Genomic DNA, 20,529 nt, shown 5'->3' on the forward strand with positions numbered 1-20,529 from the left:
GATAGGCAGATGCATGAAATCATTAAAACAACAAAAAATTGCGGTGTTATATGGCGGAACTTCGGCGGAACGCGAGGTTTCGCTGAATTCGGGAAGTGCGGTTTTGGCGGCGCTGCAAAGCCAAGGCTTTAATGCGCATGGTGTGGACACCAAGGAAGTCGGCTTGGAGCAATTAAAATTACAAGGTTTTGAACGCGCTTTCAATATTTTGCATGGTCGCGGCGGCGAAGACGGCACGGTACAAGGCGTATTGGAGTTTTTAGGTATTCCTTACACGGGCTGCGGCGTCTTATCCTCGTCTTTAACCATGGATAAAATGCGCACCAAAATGTTATGGAAAGGCTTCGGATTGCCGGTTGCCGAGATGGAAGTGGTGACCAAAGCGAATTTTTCAGGGTTCAATGCCGAACAAATTGTGGCGCGTTTGGGCTTGCCTCTGATGGTGAAACCGTCGTTGGAAGGTTCCAGTGTCGGCTTAACCAAGGTGAACCGCTGCGAGGAGTTGCAAAGTGCGGTCGAATATGCGTTTCGGTATGATGAAACCGTGTTGATCGAAGCATGGTTGGCAGGGGATGAATATTCCGTGCCGGTGCTGGATGGGGAAGTGTTGCCGTCAATTCGCATTGTGCCAAAAGGCGAGTTTTATGACTACGACGCCAAATATATTTCCGACGAAACCCAATATTTTTGCCCGTCGGGGTTGAGCGACGCGCGCGAACAGGAATTGAAGCAGCTGGTTAAAGCCGCCTATGACAGCGTCGGTTGCCGCGGCTGGAGCCGAGTTGATGTGATGACCAACGCCGTAGGCGAATTTCATTTGGTGGAGGTCAACACCACGCCGGGCATGACCAGCCACAGCCTGTTTCCGATGGCGGCAAAAATCAAAGGCTACAGTTTTGAGCAGTTGGTTGTGAAGATCTTAGAATTGAGCGTATAGCCATGGCAGTCAAACCCAATCGCACGCAGCAGCGTATTCAACCCCAAACGGCAGAGGAAAGCGGTTTTAAGTTTTTTCTGCCGCTTAAATCGCTAGTTGTGCTATTATGCGTAGGATTTGGTTATTATTGCTACACGCACTGGCAGGATTTTTTGGCGTATCTCGATTCACAGCCGATTAATTCCTTTGCCGTGGTCGGGCAGCCGCAATATACCACCTATAACGATATTCGCGACAGTTTGCTGCAATTTGGCGAGTTAAAAGGTTATTTTTCGCAAGATGTGCAAGAGATTCAGCAACAAATAGAAAAAATGCCGTGGGTGCGCGGCGCTTTGGTGCGTAAGCTGTGGCCGAACAAACTGAGCATTGCGGTGGCGGAATATAGTCCGGTTGCCGTTTGGAATGACAAGCAGTTATTGGCGGCGGACGGGGCGATTTTCAGCTTGCCGGAAGAAAAGAGCGGTAATCTGCAATTGCCGGCGCTGTATGGCAATGATTTTCAAAGCCGCGAGGTGTTATCGGCTTGGTATCAGATTAGTAATGCGCTCAAAACGAAAAATATGCGCTTGCAATCGATGCGGATTGACGGGCGCGGTGCATGGCAGGTCAGTCTGAGCAACGGGATTGAACTCAAACTTGGGCGTGGCGAGTGGAAACAAAAAATCGAGCGTTTCGCAACGATTTATCCGCAAATCGAAGTGCCGGAGCAACAGACGATTGATTACGTGGATTTGCGTTATGCCAGCGGTGCGGCAATCGGTTTTAAGGCTGTTCCGCCAGCCCCCGAAGCTTCGGCGGAAACAAACGAAAATTAATTAATTGGCAACTCAGTAAACAACTAACGTAAACAAATATGGCAAAAATTGTTGAAGCGAAAATCAAAGTAGGTTTGGAAGTCGGAACTTCCAAAGTGGTCGCGGTAGTAGGCGAAGTTCTGCCGGACGGCGTAGTCAATGTGTTGGGGGTCGGCAGCAGCCCGTCCAAGGGGATTGATCGCGGCAGTATCACCGATCTGGATGCGGTGGTCAATTCGATTCAACGCGCGATTGAAGGGGCGGAGTCGATTGCCGATTGCCAAATTGTCAGTGTGTCGTTGGCAATCACCGGCGAACACATTCAGAGCCTGAATGAAAGCGGCGTGGTGCCGATTTCCAGCGGCGAAGTGACGCCGGAGGAAGTGGAAGGCGCAATGAATATCGCCCAATCGGTCAAAATCGGCGAAGGCGTCAGCATTTTGCATGTGATCCCGCAAGAGTTTGCAGTGGATAAACAGCTGAATATCAAAAATCCGCTCGGTTTGCAAGGTGTGCGTTTGCAAGCACAGGCGCACTTAATCGCTTGCCATCAAAATTGGCTGAATAATCTGAAAAAAGCGGTCTTGCGTGCCGGATTAAAAGTCGATGAAGTGGTGTTTTCCGGCTTGGCGTCCAGTTATTCGGTGTTGACCGAAGATGAAAAAGAGTTGGGCGTTTGCTTGATTGATATTGGTGGCGGTACGATTGATATTATTGTTTATACCAATGGTGCGTTGCGCTTCAGCAAAGTGATTCCTTATGCCGGCAATCGGGTCACTGATGATGTGGCGTTTGCTTTCAGCACCTCCAGAATGGATGCGGAAAAAATTAAAGTGGCTTATGGCAGTGCGGTCACGCCGGCACGCAATAATCCGGATAAAAAAATCGAAGTGCCGAGTGTCGGCGGGCGTGCGCCACGTAGTCTGGCAAAAGAGATGTTGTCGGTGGTGACGGCGGCGCGTTATCAGGAATTATTAAGGTTGGTCGAGAAAGAATTGATCAAACTGAAACACGAATTGGATGTGAAACAAATCAAATCCGATCTTATTGCCGGGATTGTATTGACCGGGGGCGGTTCGCAAATCGAAGATATTGCCGACTGCGCCGCCGAGATTTTCGGCCCGCAAGTGCGGGTTGGCACTCCGCTCAATCTGGCGGGATTAACCGATTATGTGAACAAGCCGCAATATGCGACGGTGTTGGGATTGCTACACCATAATTATAATAATGCAGATGAAGTGCGGCAGCGTGATATCTCAAGTGGTTCAATTGGCGTGGTTTCCGGAATTAAAGAAAATATTGCCAAATTTTTTACAATGATAAAAAATCAGTTTTGATAATTCTTGTTTATCGCATAGAATAGAAAATTATTGGTTTGCAAAAATAAAACAAACATAATGGGGAGAATATATGTTTGAGCCTATCGAGTTTGATGACATTACCGATGCCGTCATTAAAGTAGTCGGTGTTGGTGGTGGCGGCGGTAACGCCGTTAATCATATGGTGCAGGAAGAAATGCATGGTGTTGAGTTTTTCTCAATCAATACTGATGCGCAGGCTTTGCGTAAAAGTTTGGTCAAACAGACTGTACAAATCGGTGGCAATACAACCAAAGGTTTGGGCGCAGGGGCGAATCCGAATGTTGGTCGTCAGGCGGCGGAAGACGATAAAGACGCAATCCGTAATATTTTGGAAGGTGCGGATATGGTGTTTATTGCAGCCGGTATGGGCGGTGGTACCGGAACGGGTGCCGCACCGGTGGTGGCGCAAATTGCCAAAGAACTGGGCATTTTAACCGTTGCCGTAGTCACCAAACCGTTCAGCTTTGAAGGTAAAAAACGGATGGCATTGGCGGAAATGGGGATTGGCGAATTGTCCAAATTTGTCGATTCCTTAATTGTAATTCCAAACGAAAAATTATTAAAAGTCTTAGGCAAAAATATCTCCCTGGTTAATGCCTTTGCGACTGCAAATGAAATTTTACGTAATGCGGTACGTGGGATCTCCGATATGATCACTTCGCCGGGGCTGATCAACGTAGACTTTGCCGATGTTAAAACCGTCATGCAAGAAATGGGACATGCAATGATGGGCACCGGAGTGGCTGACGGGGAAGTCGGGGATGGTCGTGCGGATAAAGCGGCGCAAGACGCGGTTGCCAGCCCGTTATTGGAAGATGTCGATCTGTCCGGTGCGCGTGGGGTGTTGGTTAATATCACGGCGGGGATGGACTTGTCGTTAGATGAATTTTCTACCGTTGGTGATACGGTACGTGCTTTCGCCTCAGAAGATGCGACAGTGGTAATCGGCAGTACCTTAATTCCGGAAATGAGTGATCAAATCCGTGTGACTATCGTTGCAACCGGGATCGGCGGTAACAAAGCCGAAACTGAACTAAAAGTGATTACCCCGAAATCCACCGGAATGGGCATGCCGGTATCAAAACCGATTCAATCCGGTTTTGAGGGACAATCGAACTTTAATCCGCAGCCAGAGTCTAACCAAGGGTATGGTAATAGCTACGACAACGGCAAAACGGCGGTTGGCGCAGACGTTGCCAAGCCGAAAGCGTTTGACGAAAAAGACTTATTTGATATTCCGTCTTTCTTGCGCAATCAAGCGGATTAAGGCGAGCGGATTTAATAAAATAGCGTACTGAGAAAGGTACTGAAAATTATGATTAAACAAAGAACATTAAAACAGAGTGTAAAAGTGACCGGAATCGGGCTGCACAGCGGTAAAAAAGTGACGCTGACCATGCGTCCTGCCGAAGTGAATACCGGAGTGATTTATTGCCGTACTGATTTGAATCCGCCGGTGAGCTTTGTGGCAAATGCCGACGCGATTCGCGACACCATGTTGTGTACTTGTTTAGTGAATGATGACGGCGTGCGTGTGTCAACCGTGGAACATATCAATTCTGCTTTGGCGGCACTGGGAATTGATAACATCATTATTGAAGTCGACGCACCTGAAATTCCGATTATGGACGGTAGTGCCGCGCCTTTCATTTATCTGTTATTAGATACAGGGATCGAAGAGCAAGCGGCGGCGAAGAAATTTATCCGCATTAAAAAACCGGTTCGGGTTGAAGACGGTGATAAATGGGCGGAATTCAAGCCATATAACGGTTTTTCACTGGATTTTACCATTGATTTCAAACACCCGGCGATTTCAGGCGATGTCACTAATTATAAACTGGATTTCTCAACCCAAGCGTTTATCCAACAAATCAGCCGTGCGCGTACTTTCGGTTTTATGAAAGATATTGAATATTTGCAAGCGCAAGGCTTGGCGTTAGGCGGCAGCTTGGACAATGCGATTGTGTTGGACGAATACCGCATTCTGAATGAAGACGGTTTGCGTTTCAAAGATGAATTGGTACGCCATAAATTATTGGATGCGGTGGGCGATTTATATATGGCGAACCATAATATTCTTGGTGCGTTTAAAGCCTATAAATCCGGGCACGGCTTGAATAACAAGTTGTTAAGAGCGGTATTAGCCGATCAGGACGCTTGGGAATATGTGACCTTTGAGCGGAAAGAAAATGTGCCGCAAGGGTATTTAGTGCCTGCGCAGATTATGATTTAGTCTGATGATCGTTAGAAAGCCATATTTCAGTGAAATATGGCTTTTTTAATGGCTTCAGCGCAAAATAATAGTGCAAAGTGCGGTTTAAACTGCGCTACAATAAATAAAAGTTAACAGACCTCAAGGATAAAATAATGCAACACATCGGTTTAAACAAAATTTATTCAGGAAAAGTGCGTGATCTGTACGAAATTGATGCAGACAGAATGCTGATGGTCGCAACCGACCGTTTGTCGGCATTTGATGTGATTTTAGACGATCCGATTCCGGGCAAGGGCGAGATCCTAACCCAAATTTCTAATTTTTGGTTTAAACAGTTGGCAGATATTATGCCGAATCACTTCACCGGCGATACGGTCTATGATGTGTTGCCGAAAGAAGAAGCGGATCAGATCAAAGACCGTGCGGTGGTGTGCAAACGTCTGACGCCGATCAAGATCGAATCGATTGTGCGCGGTTATCTGACCGGCAGCGGTTTGAAAGATTACCGTGCAACCGGTACGATTTGCGGTTTGCAGCTGCCGGCCGGTTTACAAGAAGCCAGTAAACTGCCTGAACCGATTTTCACCCCGTCAAGCAAAGCGGAAGTGGGCGATCATGATGTCAATATCAGCTATGAAGCATGTGAACGGTTGATTGGCAAGGAACTGGCGGCGGAAGTCAAGCAAAAAGCGATTGCGCTGTACACGGCTGCTGCCGAATATGCGTTGAGCAAAGGGATTATTATCTGTGATACCAAATTTGAATTCGGCTTGGATAAAGACGGCGTATTGACCCTGATGGACGAAGTGCTGACCCCGGATTCCAGCCGTTTTTGGGCAATTGAAAACTATCGGGAAGGCACCAATCCGCCGTCATTTGACAAGCAGTTTATCCGCGATTGGTTGGAACAAACAGGCTGGAACAAACAAGCGCCTGCGCCGAAAGTGCCGGCTGAGGTCATTCAAAAAACGGTTGATAAATACCGTGAAGCATTGGATTTGTTGACGAAATAATATAATTTAAACTCCAGTAATCATTAATTGATTTCCTAAAAATAGTTAATGAGACAATGTCGGGGCGGATTATATATCCGCCCGCCCCATGCTCTGTATTTTCTATTATTGGTTTATCATTGATACCGCACTTCGTAAGCGGGCGGATATATAATCCGCCCCTACTTTTATTTATCAAATAGATATGTAGCAAATATAAACCACACTATGAAAAACGTAAAAATCTATCTGCAAAATTACATCGACTGGATTATCCGTATCGGCAAGCTTAAGTTCTCTTTGTTGGGGTTGCTGATTTTAGCGGTTTATGCCTTGCTGATTCAGGCGGGCAGTACCTTACTGTTTACCGGAACCTTGGATTGGGGCGATATTTTGCGTTCGGTCATTTTCGGTTTGTGTTCCGCGCCGTTTGTGATTTATTTCTTTTTGGTGATCGTGGAAAAATTGGAACTGGCGCGGCAGGGAGCGGAGAAAACGTTGCAGCAACTGAAAACCTTGCGCATGCAGGATTATCAACTGAACCAAGAGCTCAATAAGAAAAATTTGCTGTTAAGCCGTGAAATAGATGAACGTAGCAAAGCGGAACAAGAATTGACTTCCGCATTGTTACATTTGGAACAGGAGATCAAAGAGCGGAGCCGCATTCAGTTGGAATTAGAGCAAAGTGCGCAGCTGTTGCGTTCTTTCTTTGATGCCTCGCCGGATTTGGTATTCTACCGCGGCGAAGATCATCGCTTTCTGGGGGCGAATAAGGCGATGGAAAAGCTGACCGGAAAAAAAAGCGAGGAATTAAAGCAATTAACACCGTTCGAATTATATAGCGAGCGGGCGGCGAAAAAAGCTATCGAAAGTGATAGGCAGGTCAGTCGGGCAAATCAAGGAATGCGCTATGAGCAATGGCTATATTATCCTGACGGGCAAGCGGCGTGCTTTGAAATTTTAAAAGTGCCGTATTACGATAAAGTCAGTAAACAGCACATGATTATCGGCTTTGGGCGCGATATTACCGAACGGACGACTTACCGTGAAACGATTGAGAAAAACAGTCGCGATAAAACGAATCTGATGACCACAATCAGCCATGAATTGAAAACGCCGCTCAATGGCATTATCGGTTTAAGCCGTATTTTACTGGACGGAGATTTAACCGAGCAGCAGCGCAATTATTTGCAAACCATTAAGGTCAGTGCGGTTTCGTTGGGACATATTTTCAATGACTTGGTCGATTTGGAAAAAATTGAGACTCACCGTATCGAACTGTTTGAAAAAGAATGTGATTTTAATCATTTACTCAATGATATCAATAATATTGCCTCAGTTATGGCGGCGCAAAAAAATTTGAAGTTTGAAATGCGGTTAGCAGACAATCTGCCGGAATGGATTCGAGTCGATCCGATCCGCCTCAACCAGATGTTATGGAATTTAATCAGCAATGCGGTCAAATTTACCAAACAGGGTTGGGTGCGGCTGTCGGTTGCCCGAACCGGGGAAGATGAGTTGTGCTTTAAAATCAGCGACAGCGGCATTGGCATTCCGCAAGCTGAACAGAGTAAAATTTTCACCATGTATTACCAAGTCAAATCGCAGGATAATATGCGCGCGTTGGGGAGTGGAATCGGGTTGGCGGTTTCCAAACAAATTGCTTCGTTAATGTCCGGCGATTTAACCGTGGAAAGTGAAGAAAATGTCGGCACGACCTTTACCTTGAGCGTCAAAGCCGCGCAGATTGAACGTTTTACCGCACTTGAGAAACAGCACGTTACGCAAGCATTAAATATTCTATTGGTGGAAGACATTGAGGTGAATATTATCGTCGCCAAATCGGTACTGGAAAAGTTGGGCTATCACGTTGATGTTGCCATGAGCGGCGGCGAAGCGTTGCAGAAATTCCAACAAAATGACTACGATTTGCTTTTGCTGGACATTCAATTGCCGGATATGTCGGGCTTTGATATTGCGATGACCCTCCGCCATCAATATCAGAACGATGAAATTGAGTATTTGCCGCCGTTGGTCGCGCTCACTGCAAATGTGATGAATAATAAAAATGAATATGTACAACAAGGCATGGATGATGTGTTGTCCAAGCCGTTATCGCAGGAAGCCTTGAATTCCACGCTGAAACGCCTGTTTGGTGACGAAGATTTGCCTGTGCAGCCACAGGCGGCAGTCAATGAACCGGATAAACAAAGTGCGATGCAGTTTGATTATCCGTTATTGAGCGAGCTAATCGAGTTGCTTGGGAAAGAGAAAGTGCTGGCAAGTATCGACTTGTTTGCCGAGTTAATGCCGAATTATATTACGGACTTAAATGCACAATATAAAGCTTATCAAACCGACCCGTCACTGAAGCGGGCGGTGGCGGAAGAGGCGCATAAAATCAAAGGGGCTGCCGCTTCGATCGGATTGAATGCGATCCGCGATATTGCGGAAGCGGCACAACACGACGAAGCCGAAAATTGGCAAGAAAATATTGCCCGTTGGGTGGCGATGTTACAGGAATGGCAGCCGGCACTGACCGCACTTAAGCAGTATATAACGCATAAAGTATAAAGTGCGGTTAGATACTAAAAAACCGTTCCCAATGAATCGGGAACGGTTTTTGTCACTTGGCTGCTAATGCTTTTTTACAGGAAAATACCGGCAAAGATGAAACCGAAGATCAAGCTGAAGATCATGCTCAATAAGCCCGGAACCATAAAGCTGTGATTGAAAATAAATTTGCCGATACGGGTGGTGCCGGTGGTATCGAAGTCGATTGAGGCGATAATCGGACCGTAGTTCGGAATAAAGAAATAACCGTTGACGGCGACGAAGGTGGCGATAATCACCGATGCCGGCAAACCTAGGGCAATTCCCAACGGCACCAATACGGCCACGGTTGCGCCTTGGCTGTTGACCATCACCGATAAGGCAAACAGGGCAAACGCGAACGTCCAAGGGGCAAATTCGACCAGACCTGAAACCATCTCTTTCACTTCGGTGATATGTGCGCCCATTAAGGTGTCACCCAACCAGGCAATACCGAAGATTGCCACGATGGCACGCATACCGGCATGGAACACCGAGCCTTGTGTGATTTCGGTGCCGTCCGGTTTACAGATCAGGATAATTAACGCCGCTATGGTCAGCATGATAATTTCAATGGTATGCGCCATGCCCATCGCTTTGCCGTCAAAGTGCGGTCGTAATTCAGGCAGCGCGCCCATCACAACCACTAACAGTGCACCGAACAAGAACAGTCCCACCGAATATTTTGCGGTAGTGCTGATTTCCATATTTTCCACATCCAACTTCACGGAATTTTCTTGCGTATATTTTGGATCTTGCAGTAAGCGCTGGTAATGCGGATCATCTTTCAGTTCTTTCCCCATTTTGTTGACAAACAAACAGGCGAGGAAGATACCCAGAACGGTGGACGGAATCGTGACACTCAACACATTCGCTAAGGTGATACCTTGCGGTTCAAGGAAGGCGACCACGGCAACGACTGCCGCAGCAATCGGACTGGCGACAATCGCAAATTGTGAGGCGATCACTGCCATGGAAAGCGGACGGGAAGGACGGATTCCGTTATAGCGGCTCACTTCGGCGATAACCGGCAGCACCGAATAGGCAACATGCCCGGTTCCGGCAAATACGGTAAAGGTCCACGTCACCGCCGGGGCGATAAAGGTAATGTATTTCGGATTTTTGCGTAAAATGCGGGTGGCAATTTGAATCATATAATTCAAACCGCCGGCTGCTTGCATTGCCGCCGCCGCGGAAACAACCGCCATAATCATCAACATGACGTCGATTGGCGGACTGGTTGGTTGTAAATTGAAGCCGAACGCCAAAATGGCCAGGCCGACTCCCCCCATGACTCCTAAGCCGATACCGCCAAGTCTGGCACCAATTAGGATACACAGCAATACGATGGCAAATTGAAAGAGAAACATGAATTGCTCCATTATTTTAATAAGAAAATATTTAATGATAAAAAGCGTTTCGCCAATTTGAACGAGAACACTTCTGGACACTGGATTCAGGTGAGTACGGAACAGTGCTTCTGAATCGTGGCGCCATTTTATCAGTTATTAAAGAAAAAGAGAGGGGGAAGTGTCACAAAACCGCACTTTATGTGCAAAAGTATGATTTTTTGTACAATAATCAACAAATTGGTTTGGCGAATGTGGGCGGATTCGAACCGCCGGCCTATCCCTTAGGAGGGGATTGCTCTATCCGACTGAGCTACACATTCGTAGGATCTGTCCGTGGAATTATTGGCGTTTGTGCTTGCTTAACGAACTGTGTTGAATCTGAACTTTTTTGCCGCGCCCCAAGAAATATTCTCCCAATTGTTGGGCAATATACACCGAACGGTGTTTACCGCCGGTACAGCCGACGGCAACAGTGAGATAACTGCGGTTATTTTGTTCCAATAACGGCAACCAAGTTTCGATGTAATTACGGGTGGTATAAATAAAATTGTGTACTTCATTGTGGCGATTGAGGAAATCAATCACCGGTTCGTCCAGTCCGGTCAGCGGGCGTAACTGCGGATCCCAATGCGGATTCGGCAAAAAACGCACGTCAAACACATAATCCGCATCCAGTGGAATGCCATATTTAAAGCCGAAAGATTCAAAAACAATATTGAGCTCTTTGTCGGATTTTCCGCGCAGAAATTGGCGTAGTTTTTCCGCCAATTCGTGGGTGGAAATAGCGGAGGTATCCAATACTAAATCCGCGTGTTGAAATAAAGGCTCCAATAATTCGCGTTCTAATTCAATGGCGGATTCCAACGTCATATTTTTCACTGACAGCGGATGTAAGCGCCGGCTGTCGCTATAGCGGCGAATTAGGATACCGGGTTCGCAGTCGAGAAAAATCAGTTTGAGCTTAATATCGTCCGCCAGTTGGCGTAATACCTGTTCGAATTGAATCGAGGATTCGGGCAAATTGCGAATATCGAGGCTGATCGCAACCGCACTTTGCTTTTGCGCTAAAATTTCGATTGCTTGGTCAAAGAGGGCAAGCGGCAGATTGTCGATACAGTAGTAGCCGATGTCCTCAAGCGCACGCAATGCGACGGATTTGCCTGAACCTGAGCGTCCGCTGATGATAATCAGTTCCATATGTTGCCTCTCACAATAATATCCTATACTTATGCCTCGCTTGAAGCCGTGTCCTCTTCATGTAGATCCAATTTGGAAAAAATATCCCAAATCTCTTCTTTACTGTGTGCCGCCCGTAACTGCTTAACCAGTGTTTTGTTACTCAGTTTTTTGGCGATTTCGGGTAACAACGCTTTGCAGCTGCCGCAGAGATTCGCGGGAATAAACAGTGCGAACAGCAGATCGACTTCACGGTTATCCGCCGCTTTGTAGTCAATCGGATTGGCTAATTGTAAAAATACCGCAATCGGTTTATCGCCTTCACCCAGTTTGGCATGCGGCAGGGCGATTCCGTTGCCAAGTGCGGTACAACCGACTTTTTCGCGCTCACATAAGGCTTCAAAACAAACCTGACTATCGCCGCCGGTTTGTGCCGTCACCATTTCACTCAAGATTTCCAGCGTTCTTTTTTTACTCGAGGACATCACGCCTTGGCGAATATTGTCCAAGCTGAGCAGATGAGTTAATTTCATAATACAACGTCTCTAGGCTACGGGCGCTTACAATTTGAATTGATCGCCTAAATAAACCCGTTTTACATCTTCATTTTCCAAGATTTCTCTCGGCGTACCGGTGGCAATCATGTTGCCGGCACTGACGATATAGGCGCGTTCGCATACGTCCAGTGTTTCGCGCACATTATGGTCGGTAATCAGCACGCCCAAGCCGCGATCTTTGAGATGTAAAATAATTTTTTTAATATCAATCACCGAAATCGGATCGACCCCGGCAAAGGGTTCATCCAACAGAATAAATTTCGGATTGACCGCCAAAGCGCGTGCAATTTCGACCCGACGGCGTTCCCCGCCGGACAAAGATTGTCCTAAATTATTGCGGATATGATCGATATGAAATTCATCGATCAACTCTTCCGCCCGCTCGCGCCGTTGTTTCGGCGTGAGATCTTTACGGATCTCCAATACCGCCATCAAATTATCATATACGCTGAGACGGCGGAAAATCGAGGCTTCCTGCGGCAAGTAGCCGATCCCTTGTTGGGCACGGTTGTGCATTGGCAGCAGCGTAATATCTTGATCATCAATTTTAATCGAACCGTGATCATTTTTAACCAACCCGACCACCATATAAAAAGTGGTGGTTTTGCCGGCACCGTTCGGCCCGAGCAAGCCGACAATTTCACCGGAATTGACGTTCAGGCTGACATTACGCACCACTTGGCGCCCCTTGTAGGACTTTGCCAGATTTTGTGCCGAAAGAATAGACATAGAATCTTAACCTGTTTATTTTTGTTGTAATTGTGACGGGTACAGGATGGTTTTTACGCGGCCTTTACCCTTGTTTTTGGCAATCATTTTTTGTTGTTGCACATCATAGGTGATCACTTCGGCATTAATTTGACTGTCTAACTGTTTCAGCTGCGCATTGCCGGTCAGCACCAGATATTGGCTGCCAAGATCATAATTGACCTTGCCGGCATGCCCGTTAATCGGTTTGCCGTTATCCAGCTGTTGTTGGAAAGTCACCGGATTGCCGGTGGCTTCGATTTTTTCTTTGCCGCTGGAATTGTCGGCAGGGCGGATAATCGTCACTTTGTTTGCGTTAATCAGAATCGAGCCTTGGGTGATCACCACATTGTCGGAAAAGGTGACAATATTGTTTTCCAAATCCAGAGATTGATTGTCCGAGGTGATATTAATCGGTTGCTGAGTGTCACTTTTCAGGGCTGAAGCCGAGAAAGAGAGCAACATTGCGCTGACGAATGCCAATGATTTAATTAGTTTGGATCTCATAATGGGTTTGTACCTGCTCTTTTAATGTGGCGACCTGTTGACGAAGGTTACCGATTAAACGTTTCCCGGTAGTGGTGAAACTTTGACCGACAACGCTGACCATTGTATCAGATGTTATATCTTGTGTCGTTAAATTGACGACCGCACTTGACGTTTTCAGGCTATGGATTTTACTTTCCGGCAACAAACTTTCAATAGTGACATTATCGTCAAGATATAACATCTTATCTTTGCTGATTTTTGCTTGATCGGCGCTGAGTTTCCAACTGCGGACCAAATTATCGCTGTTTTTTGCGGTTTCAAACAAATAGACCACCGGCGATTTAAAAAGCGTATCGCCGCTTTGCTGAAAATATTCCACTTGATCAGCGGTAGCCACATATTGCTTGCGCCCGTCAACGGAATACAATGTGGTTTCCATACGGTTGGCGACATAATCCGGATTGTCACTGGTTTGAATTCGAGTGCTTAGCGTGGTTTCGTCTTGCTGATTGAGCGAGTAATACCAAGCGAGCAAGCCGAGTGCAATCAGCAATAAAATACTATTCCAACGAAAATTCATCCGCTTTCCTGTTGAGTATAAAAGAATTAAACAATGCGAAATTCTAGCATAAATTCGCGACATTTAGGCAACTTCCCTATAATTAATCTATTTTCCGCCGGGGCAAATAGTTGAGCGAATATTTGACATTATGCCTAAATTCATACAAGATTCGCCCAATTGACATCCGCTGGTTGATGGGCGTGGTAAGCGCTAAATCGTGGCGGATAAGGCAGAATGCAAGGAAAAAGATGAATAAATATTTGGTGGAGGTGAAAGATCTCACCTTCAAACGCGGCTCAAGAACGATTTATCAGGGACTAAACCTGAAAGTCGAACGCGGTAAAATTACTGCGATTATGGGGCCGTCCGGAATCGGGAAAACCACCTTATTAAAATTGATTGGCGGACAACTCTATCCTGATTCGGGTGAAATTTTATTTGACGGCAGCGATATCACCCGCTTATCGAATACAAAGTTGTACCAATTACGTAAAAGAATGGGAATGTTGTTCCAGTCGGGGGCATTATTCACCGATATTTCAACCTTTGACAATGTGGCATTTCCATTGCGTGAGCACAGCAACCTGCCGGAGGCGCTGATTCGCCAGCTGGCATTGTTAAAACTGGAAGCCGTCGGTTTGCGCGGTGCGGCGGATTTAATGCCGTCGGAGCTGTCAGGCGGCATGGCGCGCCGGGTGGCATTGGCAAGAGCGGTGGCGTTGGATCCGGATTTGGTGATGTATGACGAACCTTTCACCGGGCAAGACCCGATCAGCATGGGCGTGATCGTCAGCCTGATTAAACGCCTGAATAAAACCCTGCGTTTGACGTCAATCGTGGTCTCGCATGATGTACAGGAAGTGTTGAGCATTGCCGATTATGCTTATATTGTCGCTGACCAAACCGTGATTGCCGAAGGCACGGCGCAGCAGTTACGCCAAAGCGGGGATCCGCGAGTGGTGCAGTTTTTGGCGGGTAATGAAGACGGCCCGGTGCAATTCCATTATCCGGCGAAAGCGTATATAGACGAGTTATTTGTATGATCATTGCTGCTATTTCAAAACTGGGCGCTGGGGTGATCAGCGTGTTTCGCGCCTTGGGGCGTTCGGCGTTTATGTTGTACGGCGCGTTAGTCGGCGTGCCGCAGCCGAAAAAATATTTTCCGCTGTTGGTGAAACAGTTGTATGTCTTAGGTGTGCAATCGCTGCTGATTATTTTGCTATCGGGTTTATTTATCGGCATGGTATTAGGATTGCAAGGTTATGTGGTGCTGGTCGGTTTTGCCGCCGAAAGCAGTTTGGGGCAGCTGGTGGCGCTGTCGTTATTGCGCGAACTCGGACCGGTGGTGACCGCACTTTTATTCGCCGGGCGTGCCGGGTCGGCATTGACTGCGGAAATCGGCTTAATGAAAGCGACCGAGCAACTTTCCAGTTTGGAAATGATGGCGGTTGATCCCCTGCGGCGTGTGATTTCCCCCCGTTTCTGGGCGGGAATTATTTCCATGCCGATTTTAACCGTGATTTTTGTTGCGGTCGGCATTTGGGGCGGCGCCTTGGTCGGCGTGGATTGGAAAGGCGTAGACGGCGGCAGTTTCTGGGCGGTTATGCAAAATTCGGTCAGCTGGAAAACGGATATTTTAAACGGCATGATCAAAAGTGCGGTATTTGCGATAGCGGTGGTTTGGATCGCCCTGTTTAACGGCTATGATGCCCGCCCGACATCGGAAGGAATCAGTCGCGCAACCACCAAAACCGTGGTGCACGCGTCATTAACCGTGCTGGCTTTAGATTTTATTTTAACCGCCATGATGTTCGGCGGTAATTAATTGCTTGGCGAAATGCCGGGCGTGTAAGGAAAGAAAAATGCGTCAAACCATTAAATACGAATTTTGGGTCGGATTATTTTTGTTGTTAGGTATCGCGGCGCTGGTCTTTTTGGGCTTGCGCGTCACCAACGTACAGGGCTTTAGTGATCATAAAAGTTATAATTTACAAGCAACTTTTAACAATATCGGTGGTCTTAAAGTGCGGGCGGCGGTGAAAACCGGTGGCGTCGTGATCGGACGGGTCACGGCGATTGATTTGGATCCGCAAACTTATTTGCCGAGAGTTAGCTTGAGTATCGATCAGGAATTCGACAAAATTCCCGAAACCAGCTCGCTTTCAATTAAAACCTCCGGTTTATTGGGGGAACAATATATTGCACTGAACATCGGTTTTGATGACGGCGAGGTTGCCATGCTGAAAAACGGCGATACGATTCACGATACGACCTCAGCCATGGTGTTGGAAGATTTAATCGGGCAATTTCTGTATGGAGATAAAAAAGAAACTGCCTCCGATACAACGGAAACAAAAGCAGAATAATTTTGATTATTTTGCACAGGAGAAAAGCAATGCTACACAAGATGTTTAAAAAATGGTTCGCCGCAAGTGCGGTATTATTCACCCTGTTTTTCAGCACATTGGCGGCGGCAGCGGATAATCCGTACCAATTAATGCAGCAGGCCTCGGACAAACTGTTTGCCTCGATTAGGACTAATCAGGCGAAAATTCAACAAAATCCGAATTATATGCGCACCATTGTCAAACAAGAATTAATGCCGTATGTGCATGTCAACTATGCCGGCTCGTTGGTGTTGGGGCAATATTTTAAAAGCACCACCCCGGCGCAGCGCGATCAGTTTTTTAGCGCGTTTGCCAATTTTATCGAGCAGTCTTATGCGCAAGTGTTGACTATGTATAATGACCAGCAAGTGCAAATTGAACAAGAAAAACCGATTGGTGATCAGAATATCGTCAGTATCCGAGTGAATCTGATCCAAAATAACGGTGCGGCGCCGCTTAAACTGGATTTCAAATGGCGCAAAAACACCCGCACCGGCGCATGGCAGGCATATGATATGGCGGCAGAGGGCGTGAGCATGGTCGAAACCAAGAAAAATGAGTGGAGCAACATTTTGCGCCAACAAGGGATCGACGCCCTGAGCGCGCAGATCGAGAAAAGTGCCGCTATTCCGATTAAGCTGGAAAAATAGGTGTCCGCTTGAATTTCGAATGGAATGTCAGTCAACGGCAAAACAGTTGGTCTCTGCAATTCAGTGGCGAGTTAACCCGTCGCACGTTGCTGCCGCTTTGGCAACAGCGTGCTTCGCTGTTTGCCGAAAACGCTTTTTCTTCGCCAGAGTCATGCTTATATATCGAGCTAAATCGTTTACAAATGGTGGATTCTGCCGGATTTGTGTTAATATGTGAAATTCTTCATCATTATTCGCGGCAGAGCAGGGTAAAATTGGTCGCCGTACCGCACTTGGTACGCGATTTTGCCGAATTATACGATTTGGAAGAGTGGTTAACGCCCTTTATCCAACAATAAATCACTGCCGTAGCTTAAAAGCAGCTTAAAGGAACGAAAAATACCAATGAATGCACAGGTAATAGACGCACAAGCAATCGAAGCGATTTTGCGCGAGCAACTCAATTTGGATGAGGTTTTTGTCAGTGGCGAAAATGCCCATTTTAATGTGATCGCAGTGAGTGATGACTTCGCCTCCATCAGTAAAGTTAAGCAACAGCAACTGATTTATGCGCCGTTAATGCAATATATTTCAAGCAATGAAATTCATGCGCTTTCAATCAAAACCTTCACCGTTGCCAAATGGCAGCAAGCACGGTTATTGAACGGTCTTTAATTTATTTCGGATTTTCAAGGAGAACTCATGGAAAAGTTTCGTATTTACGGCAAAAGCTGTTTAAAAGGCAGTGTTGATATTTCAGGCGCAAAAAATGCGGCATTACCGATTTTGTTTGCTGCGATTTTGGCAGAAGAGCCAGTCACTCTGACCAATGTACCGGACTTGAAAGATGTGTCAACCACGCTGAAAATTTTGAAAAAATTGGGTGTGACGGTTGAGAAAAAAGACAAAAATAGCGTTTATCTCGACGCTTCGAATATCAATAATTTTGTGACGCCGTATGAGTTGGTGAAAACCATGCGCGCCTCGATTTGGGCGCTAGCCCCGCTAGTGGCGCGCTTTTGCCAAGGGCAGGTTTCTTTGCCGGGCGGCTGTTCGATTGGCACGCGTCCGGTCGATTTGCACATTTCCGGTTTGGAAAAATTGGGTGCCAAAATCAAACTGGAAGACGGTTATGTCAAAGCCTTTGTGGACGGGCGTTTGAAAGGCGCCAATATCATGATGGACAAAATCAGCGTCGGCGCAACCTTGTCGGTGATGATGGCGGCGACCTTAGCCAAAGGCACGACGATTATCGAAAATGCCGCGCGTGAACCGGAAATCACCGATACCGCACTTTTCCTGAACAAACTGGGTGCGAAGATCAGCGGCGCCGGCACGGATTTAATCACCGTTGAAGGCGTTGAACGTTTGGGTGGCGGCGAACACCATGTGATTCCGGATCGAATCGAAACCGGTACTTTCTTAGTGGCGGCGGCGATTTCCGGCGGGCGCATTGTTTGCCGTGGCACGCGTGCCTCAACGTTAGACGCAGTCATCGAAAAACTGCGTGAAGCCGGTGCGCAAATCGATATTAGCGAAGATACAATCACCTTGGATATGCTGGGCTACCGTCCAAGAGCGGTCAATGTGCGCACCGCACCGCACCCGGGTTTCCCGACCGATATGCAGGCGCAATTCACCTTATTGAATATGGTGGCGGAAGGTACGGGCATTATCACCGAAACAATCTTCGAAAACCGTTTTATGCACATTCCGGAATTAATCCGCATGGGTGCGAAAGCCGATATCGAAGGCAACACCGCGATTTGTTACGGCGTGGCGAATCTGAACGGTGCCGAAGTGATGGCGACCGATTTGCGCGCCTCCGCCAGTTTGGTACTGGCAGGTTGTATCGCCAACGGTGAAACCGTGGTTGATCGGATTTATCATATCGATCGCGGCTATGAGCATATCGAAGAAAAATTGCGTGGTTTAGGGGCGCGTATCGAGCGTTTTTCTGAAGCGGAAAGTGAAGAATAATAAAAACAGCTTGGCGGACTAACTGACTGAAAACCCGACTTGTTCGGGTTTTCTTTTGCGCATTTCTTTTGTGTAAGTTCACAATAACTGAAAAATAACCTGCCTAAACTCAAATCCGATTTCTGCCAAGTGCGGTTTTACGATAGAATACAACGAATTAATTTTTAAATTTAGCAGGTAATGTATGACCTCAAGCGTAGAATTATTGGTGAACGTCACACCAAATGAAACCCGGATTGCGTTACTCGATACCGGGGTGTTAAAAGAAGTGCATATTGAGCGCGAAGCCAAACGTGGCTTGGTCGGCAATATTTATAAAGGGCGGATTATGCGCGTGCTGCCCGGTATGCAATCGGCGTTTGTCGATATCGGCTTGGAAAAAGCCGCCTTTTTGCACGCCTCGGATATTGTATCGCACACCGAATGTGTTGATGAGTCGGAAAAGAAGCAGTTTATCGTCAAAGACATCAGCGAACTGGTGCGTGAAGGGCAGGATATTGTGGTGCAAGTGGTGAAAGATCCGCTCGGCACCAAAGGCGCGCGTTTGACCACTGACATTACCTTGCCGTCGCGTTATTTGGTATTTATGCCGGAAAATAGCCATGTCGGGGTGTCACAGCGGATTGAAAGCGAAGAAGAACGCGCGCGCTTGAAAGCGTTGGTGGAAGGCTATTGCGACGAACTGGGCGGTTTTATCGTACGCACCGCCTCGGAGGGCTGTTCGGAAGAAGAATTGCAACAAGATGCGCAATTTCTCAAGCGTTTATGGCGCAAAGTGATGGAACGCAAAAGCAAATATCCGACCCGTTCCATGCTGTACGGTGAACTGGCGCTGGCACAACGCGTTTTGCGTGATTTTGTCGGCACACAGATTGATCTGATTCGGATCGATTCCAAACTGACTTATCAGGAAGTACAAACTTTCACCCAAGAATTTATGCCGGAGCTGACCAACCGCTTGTCGCTGTATGTCGGCAACCAACCGCTGTTTGATCTTTACGGTGTGGAAAATGCCATCCAGCGCGGTTTGGAAAAACGCGTCAATCTGAAATCCGGCGGTTACCTGATTATCGAGCAGACCGAAGCGATGACCACGATTGATATCAACACCGGCGCATTTGTCGGACATCGTAATCTGGAAGAGACCATTTTCAACACCAATGTCGAAGCCACGCAAACCATTGCACAGCAACTGCAACTGCGTAATCTGGGCGGCATTATCATTATCGATTTTATCGATATGCAGAGCGAGGAACACCGCGAACGGGTGTTACAATCGCTGAATGAAGCGTTATCCAGTGACCGGGTCAAAACCAACGTTAACGGTTTCACTCAGTTAGGCTTGGTGGAGATGACGCGCAAACGCACCCGTGAAAGCTTGGAACACGTTTTGTGTACCGAATGTCCGGCGTGTAAAGGGCGCGGCAGTTTGAAAACGGTGGAAACCGTCAGTTATGAAATTGTGCGCGAAATCGTGCGGATTCATCACCAATACGACAGCGAACAATTTTTGGTCTATGCCTCAAGAGCGGTGGCGGACTATCTGATTAACGAAGAAGCGCACGGGATTTTAGCCGAATTGGAAGTGTTTATCGGCAAACAAGTGCAAATCAAAACCGAAGTATTTTATAACCAAGAACAATTTGATGTCGTAATCATGTAAACTGCGCCATAAAATGGCTTCTGCGTTTTTATTTCCCTCTCTCCGCATGCGGAGGGAGGCGACGGCATTATCACATTCATCCAAAACGAGAATTTC

General features: G+C 47.0%; 21 protein-coding genes and 1 tRNA gene. 15 read left to right on the top strand and 7 right to left on the bottom strand.

What is annotated here, in order from left to right:
• Nucleotides 1–13: 13 nt before the first annotated feature.
• The 7 genes from ACQ31U_RS07675 (at nucleotide 14) to arcB (ending at nucleotide 8,873) form a co-directional block, all read left to right on the top strand.
• Nucleotides 14–937, top strand: a complete 924-nt coding sequence (locus tag ACQ31U_RS07675; protein WP_431050854.1) for a D-alanine--D-alanine ligase — start codon at nucleotides 14–16, stop codon at nucleotides 935–937.
• A gap of 2 nt (nucleotides 938–939) precedes the next feature.
• Nucleotides 940–1,752 (top strand): cell division protein FtsQ/DivIB, encoded by an 813-nt coding sequence (locus ACQ31U_RS07680; RefSeq protein ID WP_431050856.1) that lies wholly within the window; start codon nucleotides 940–942, stop codon nucleotides 1,750–1,752.
• A 38-nt stretch (nucleotides 1,753–1,790) separates the two neighbouring features.
• Nucleotides 1,791–3,068, top strand: coding sequence for a cell division protein FtsA (gene ftsA, locus ACQ31U_RS07685; RefSeq protein ID WP_431050857.1), 1,278 nt, complete (start codon nucleotides 1,791–1,793; stop codon nucleotides 3,066–3,068).
• Between the two features lie 73 nt (nucleotides 3,069–3,141).
• Nucleotides 3,142–4,359 (top strand): cell division protein FtsZ, encoded by a 1,218-nt coding sequence (ftsZ, locus tag ACQ31U_RS07690; protein ID WP_431050859.1) that lies wholly within the window; start codon nucleotides 3,142–3,144, stop codon nucleotides 4,357–4,359.
• 48 nt (nucleotides 4,360–4,407) lie between these two features.
• Nucleotides 4,408–5,325 carry a UDP-3-O-acyl-N-acetylglucosamine deacetylase gene (gene lpxC / locus ACQ31U_RS07695; RefSeq protein ID WP_431050861.1) on the top strand — a complete coding sequence of 306 codons (918 nt, stop codon included), beginning with the start codon at nucleotides 4,408–4,410 and terminating at the stop codon, nucleotides 5,323–5,325.
• 134 nt (nucleotides 5,326–5,459) lie between these two features.
• Nucleotides 5,460–6,320 (top strand): phosphoribosylaminoimidazolesuccinocarboxamide synthase, encoded by an 861-nt coding sequence (locus ACQ31U_RS07700; RefSeq protein WP_431050863.1) that lies wholly within the window; start codon nucleotides 5,460–5,462, stop codon nucleotides 6,318–6,320.
• Nucleotides 6,321–6,527: 207 nt separating this feature from the next.
• Nucleotides 6,528–8,873, top strand: coding sequence for an aerobic respiration two-component sensor histidine kinase ArcB (arcB, locus tag ACQ31U_RS07705; RefSeq protein ID WP_431050865.1), 2,346 nt, complete (start codon nucleotides 6,528–6,530; stop codon nucleotides 8,871–8,873).
• Between the two features lie 74 nt (nucleotides 8,874–8,947).
• Here arcB and ACQ31U_RS07710 read toward each other — a convergent pair whose 3' ends face one another.
• The 7 genes from ACQ31U_RS07710 to lptC all read right to left on the bottom strand — a co-directional run bounded on the left by ACQ31U_RS07710 (nucleotide 8,948) and on the right by lptC (nucleotide 13,792).
• A complete protein-coding gene (locus ACQ31U_RS07710; RefSeq protein ID WP_431050867.1) occupies nucleotides 8,948–10,261 on the bottom strand; it encodes an anaerobic C4-dicarboxylate transporter in 1,314 nt (437 codons plus the stop codon).
• A 225-nt stretch (nucleotides 10,262–10,486) separates the two neighbouring features.
• Nucleotides 10,487–10,563 (bottom strand) — tRNA-Arg (locus ACQ31U_RS07715).
• 19 nt (nucleotides 10,564–10,582) lie between these two features.
• Entirely contained in the window at nucleotides 10,583–11,440 is an 858-nt protein-coding gene (rapZ, locus tag ACQ31U_RS07720) for an RNase adapter RapZ (protein WP_431050869.1), read from the bottom strand.
• 29 nt (nucleotides 11,441–11,469) lie between these two features.
• On the bottom strand, nucleotides 11,470–11,952 hold the full coding sequence (ptsN, locus tag ACQ31U_RS07725; RefSeq protein WP_431050871.1) for a PTS IIA-like nitrogen regulatory protein PtsN: 483 nt from the start codon (nucleotides 11,950–11,952) through the stop codon (nucleotides 11,470–11,472).
• Nucleotides 11,953–11,979: 27 nt separating this feature from the next.
• The gene (lptB, locus tag ACQ31U_RS07730) at nucleotides 11,980–12,705 is read right to left on the bottom strand and encodes an LPS export ABC transporter ATP-binding protein (protein ID WP_431050873.1); all 726 of its coding nucleotides are present in this window, start codon (nucleotides 12,703–12,705) and stop codon (nucleotides 11,980–11,982) included.
• 15 nt (nucleotides 12,706–12,720) lie between these two features.
• The gene (gene lptA / locus ACQ31U_RS07735) at nucleotides 12,721–13,230 is read right to left on the bottom strand and encodes a lipopolysaccharide transport periplasmic protein LptA (RefSeq protein ID WP_431050875.1); all 510 of its coding nucleotides are present in this window, start codon (nucleotides 13,228–13,230) and stop codon (nucleotides 12,721–12,723) included.
• Complete coding sequence (gene lptC / locus ACQ31U_RS07740) at nucleotides 13,211–13,792, bottom strand: LPS export ABC transporter periplasmic protein LptC (RefSeq protein WP_431050877.1); 582 nt, start codon at nucleotides 13,790–13,792, stop codon at nucleotides 13,211–13,213. Before lptC ends, lptA begins: the two co-directional genes overlap by 20 nt.
• Before the next feature lie 230 nt (nucleotides 13,793–14,022).
• Here lptC and ACQ31U_RS07745 point away from each other — a divergent pair, with 230 nt between their 5' ends.
• From ACQ31U_RS07745 to rng, 8 genes are all read left to right on the top strand, one after another.
• A complete protein-coding gene (locus tag ACQ31U_RS07745) occupies nucleotides 14,023–14,817 on the top strand; it encodes an ATP-binding cassette domain-containing protein (RefSeq protein WP_431050879.1) in 795 nt (264 codons plus the stop codon).
• Nucleotides 14,814–15,599: a lipid asymmetry maintenance ABC transporter permease subunit MlaE gene (mlaE, locus tag ACQ31U_RS07750; protein ID WP_431050881.1), complete on the top strand. Its 786-nt coding sequence runs from the start codon at nucleotides 14,814–14,816 to the stop codon at nucleotides 15,597–15,599. Before ACQ31U_RS07745 ends, mlaE begins: the two co-directional genes overlap by 4 nt.
• Before the next feature lie 37 nt (nucleotides 15,600–15,636).
• Nucleotides 15,637–16,140, top strand: coding sequence for an outer membrane lipid asymmetry maintenance protein MlaD (gene mlaD / locus ACQ31U_RS07755; protein ID WP_431050883.1), 504 nt, complete (start codon nucleotides 15,637–15,639; stop codon nucleotides 16,138–16,140).
• Nucleotides 16,141–16,169: 29 nt separating this feature from the next.
• On the top strand, nucleotides 16,170–16,811 hold the full coding sequence (gene mlaC / locus ACQ31U_RS07760) for a phospholipid-binding protein MlaC (protein WP_431050887.1): 642 nt from the start codon (nucleotides 16,170–16,172) through the stop codon (nucleotides 16,809–16,811).
• 8 nt (nucleotides 16,812–16,819) lie between these two features.
• Nucleotides 16,820–17,149 (top strand): STAS domain-containing protein, encoded by a 330-nt coding sequence (locus tag ACQ31U_RS07765; protein WP_431050889.1) that lies wholly within the window; start codon nucleotides 16,820–16,822, stop codon nucleotides 17,147–17,149.
• 61 nt (nucleotides 17,150–17,210) lie between these two features.
• Nucleotides 17,211–17,465, top strand: coding sequence for a BolA family protein (locus ACQ31U_RS07770; protein WP_431054307.1), 255 nt, complete (start codon nucleotides 17,211–17,213; stop codon nucleotides 17,463–17,465).
• A gap of 27 nt (nucleotides 17,466–17,492) precedes the next feature.
• Nucleotides 17,493–18,770 (top strand): UDP-N-acetylglucosamine 1-carboxyvinyltransferase, encoded by a 1,278-nt coding sequence (gene murA / locus ACQ31U_RS07775; RefSeq protein ID WP_431050891.1) that lies wholly within the window; start codon nucleotides 17,493–17,495, stop codon nucleotides 18,768–18,770.
• Nucleotides 18,771–18,954: 184 nt separating this feature from the next.
• A complete protein-coding gene (gene rng, locus ACQ31U_RS07780; protein ID WP_431050893.1) occupies nucleotides 18,955–20,433 on the top strand; it encodes a ribonuclease G in 1,479 nt (492 codons plus the stop codon).
• The last annotated feature ends 96 nt before the right edge of the window (nucleotides 20,434–20,529 follow it).

This window comes from Testudinibacter sp. TW-1 (assembly GCF_050613185.1).
GTDB lineage: Bacteria > Pseudomonadota > Gammaproteobacteria > Enterobacterales > Pasteurellaceae > Chelonobacter.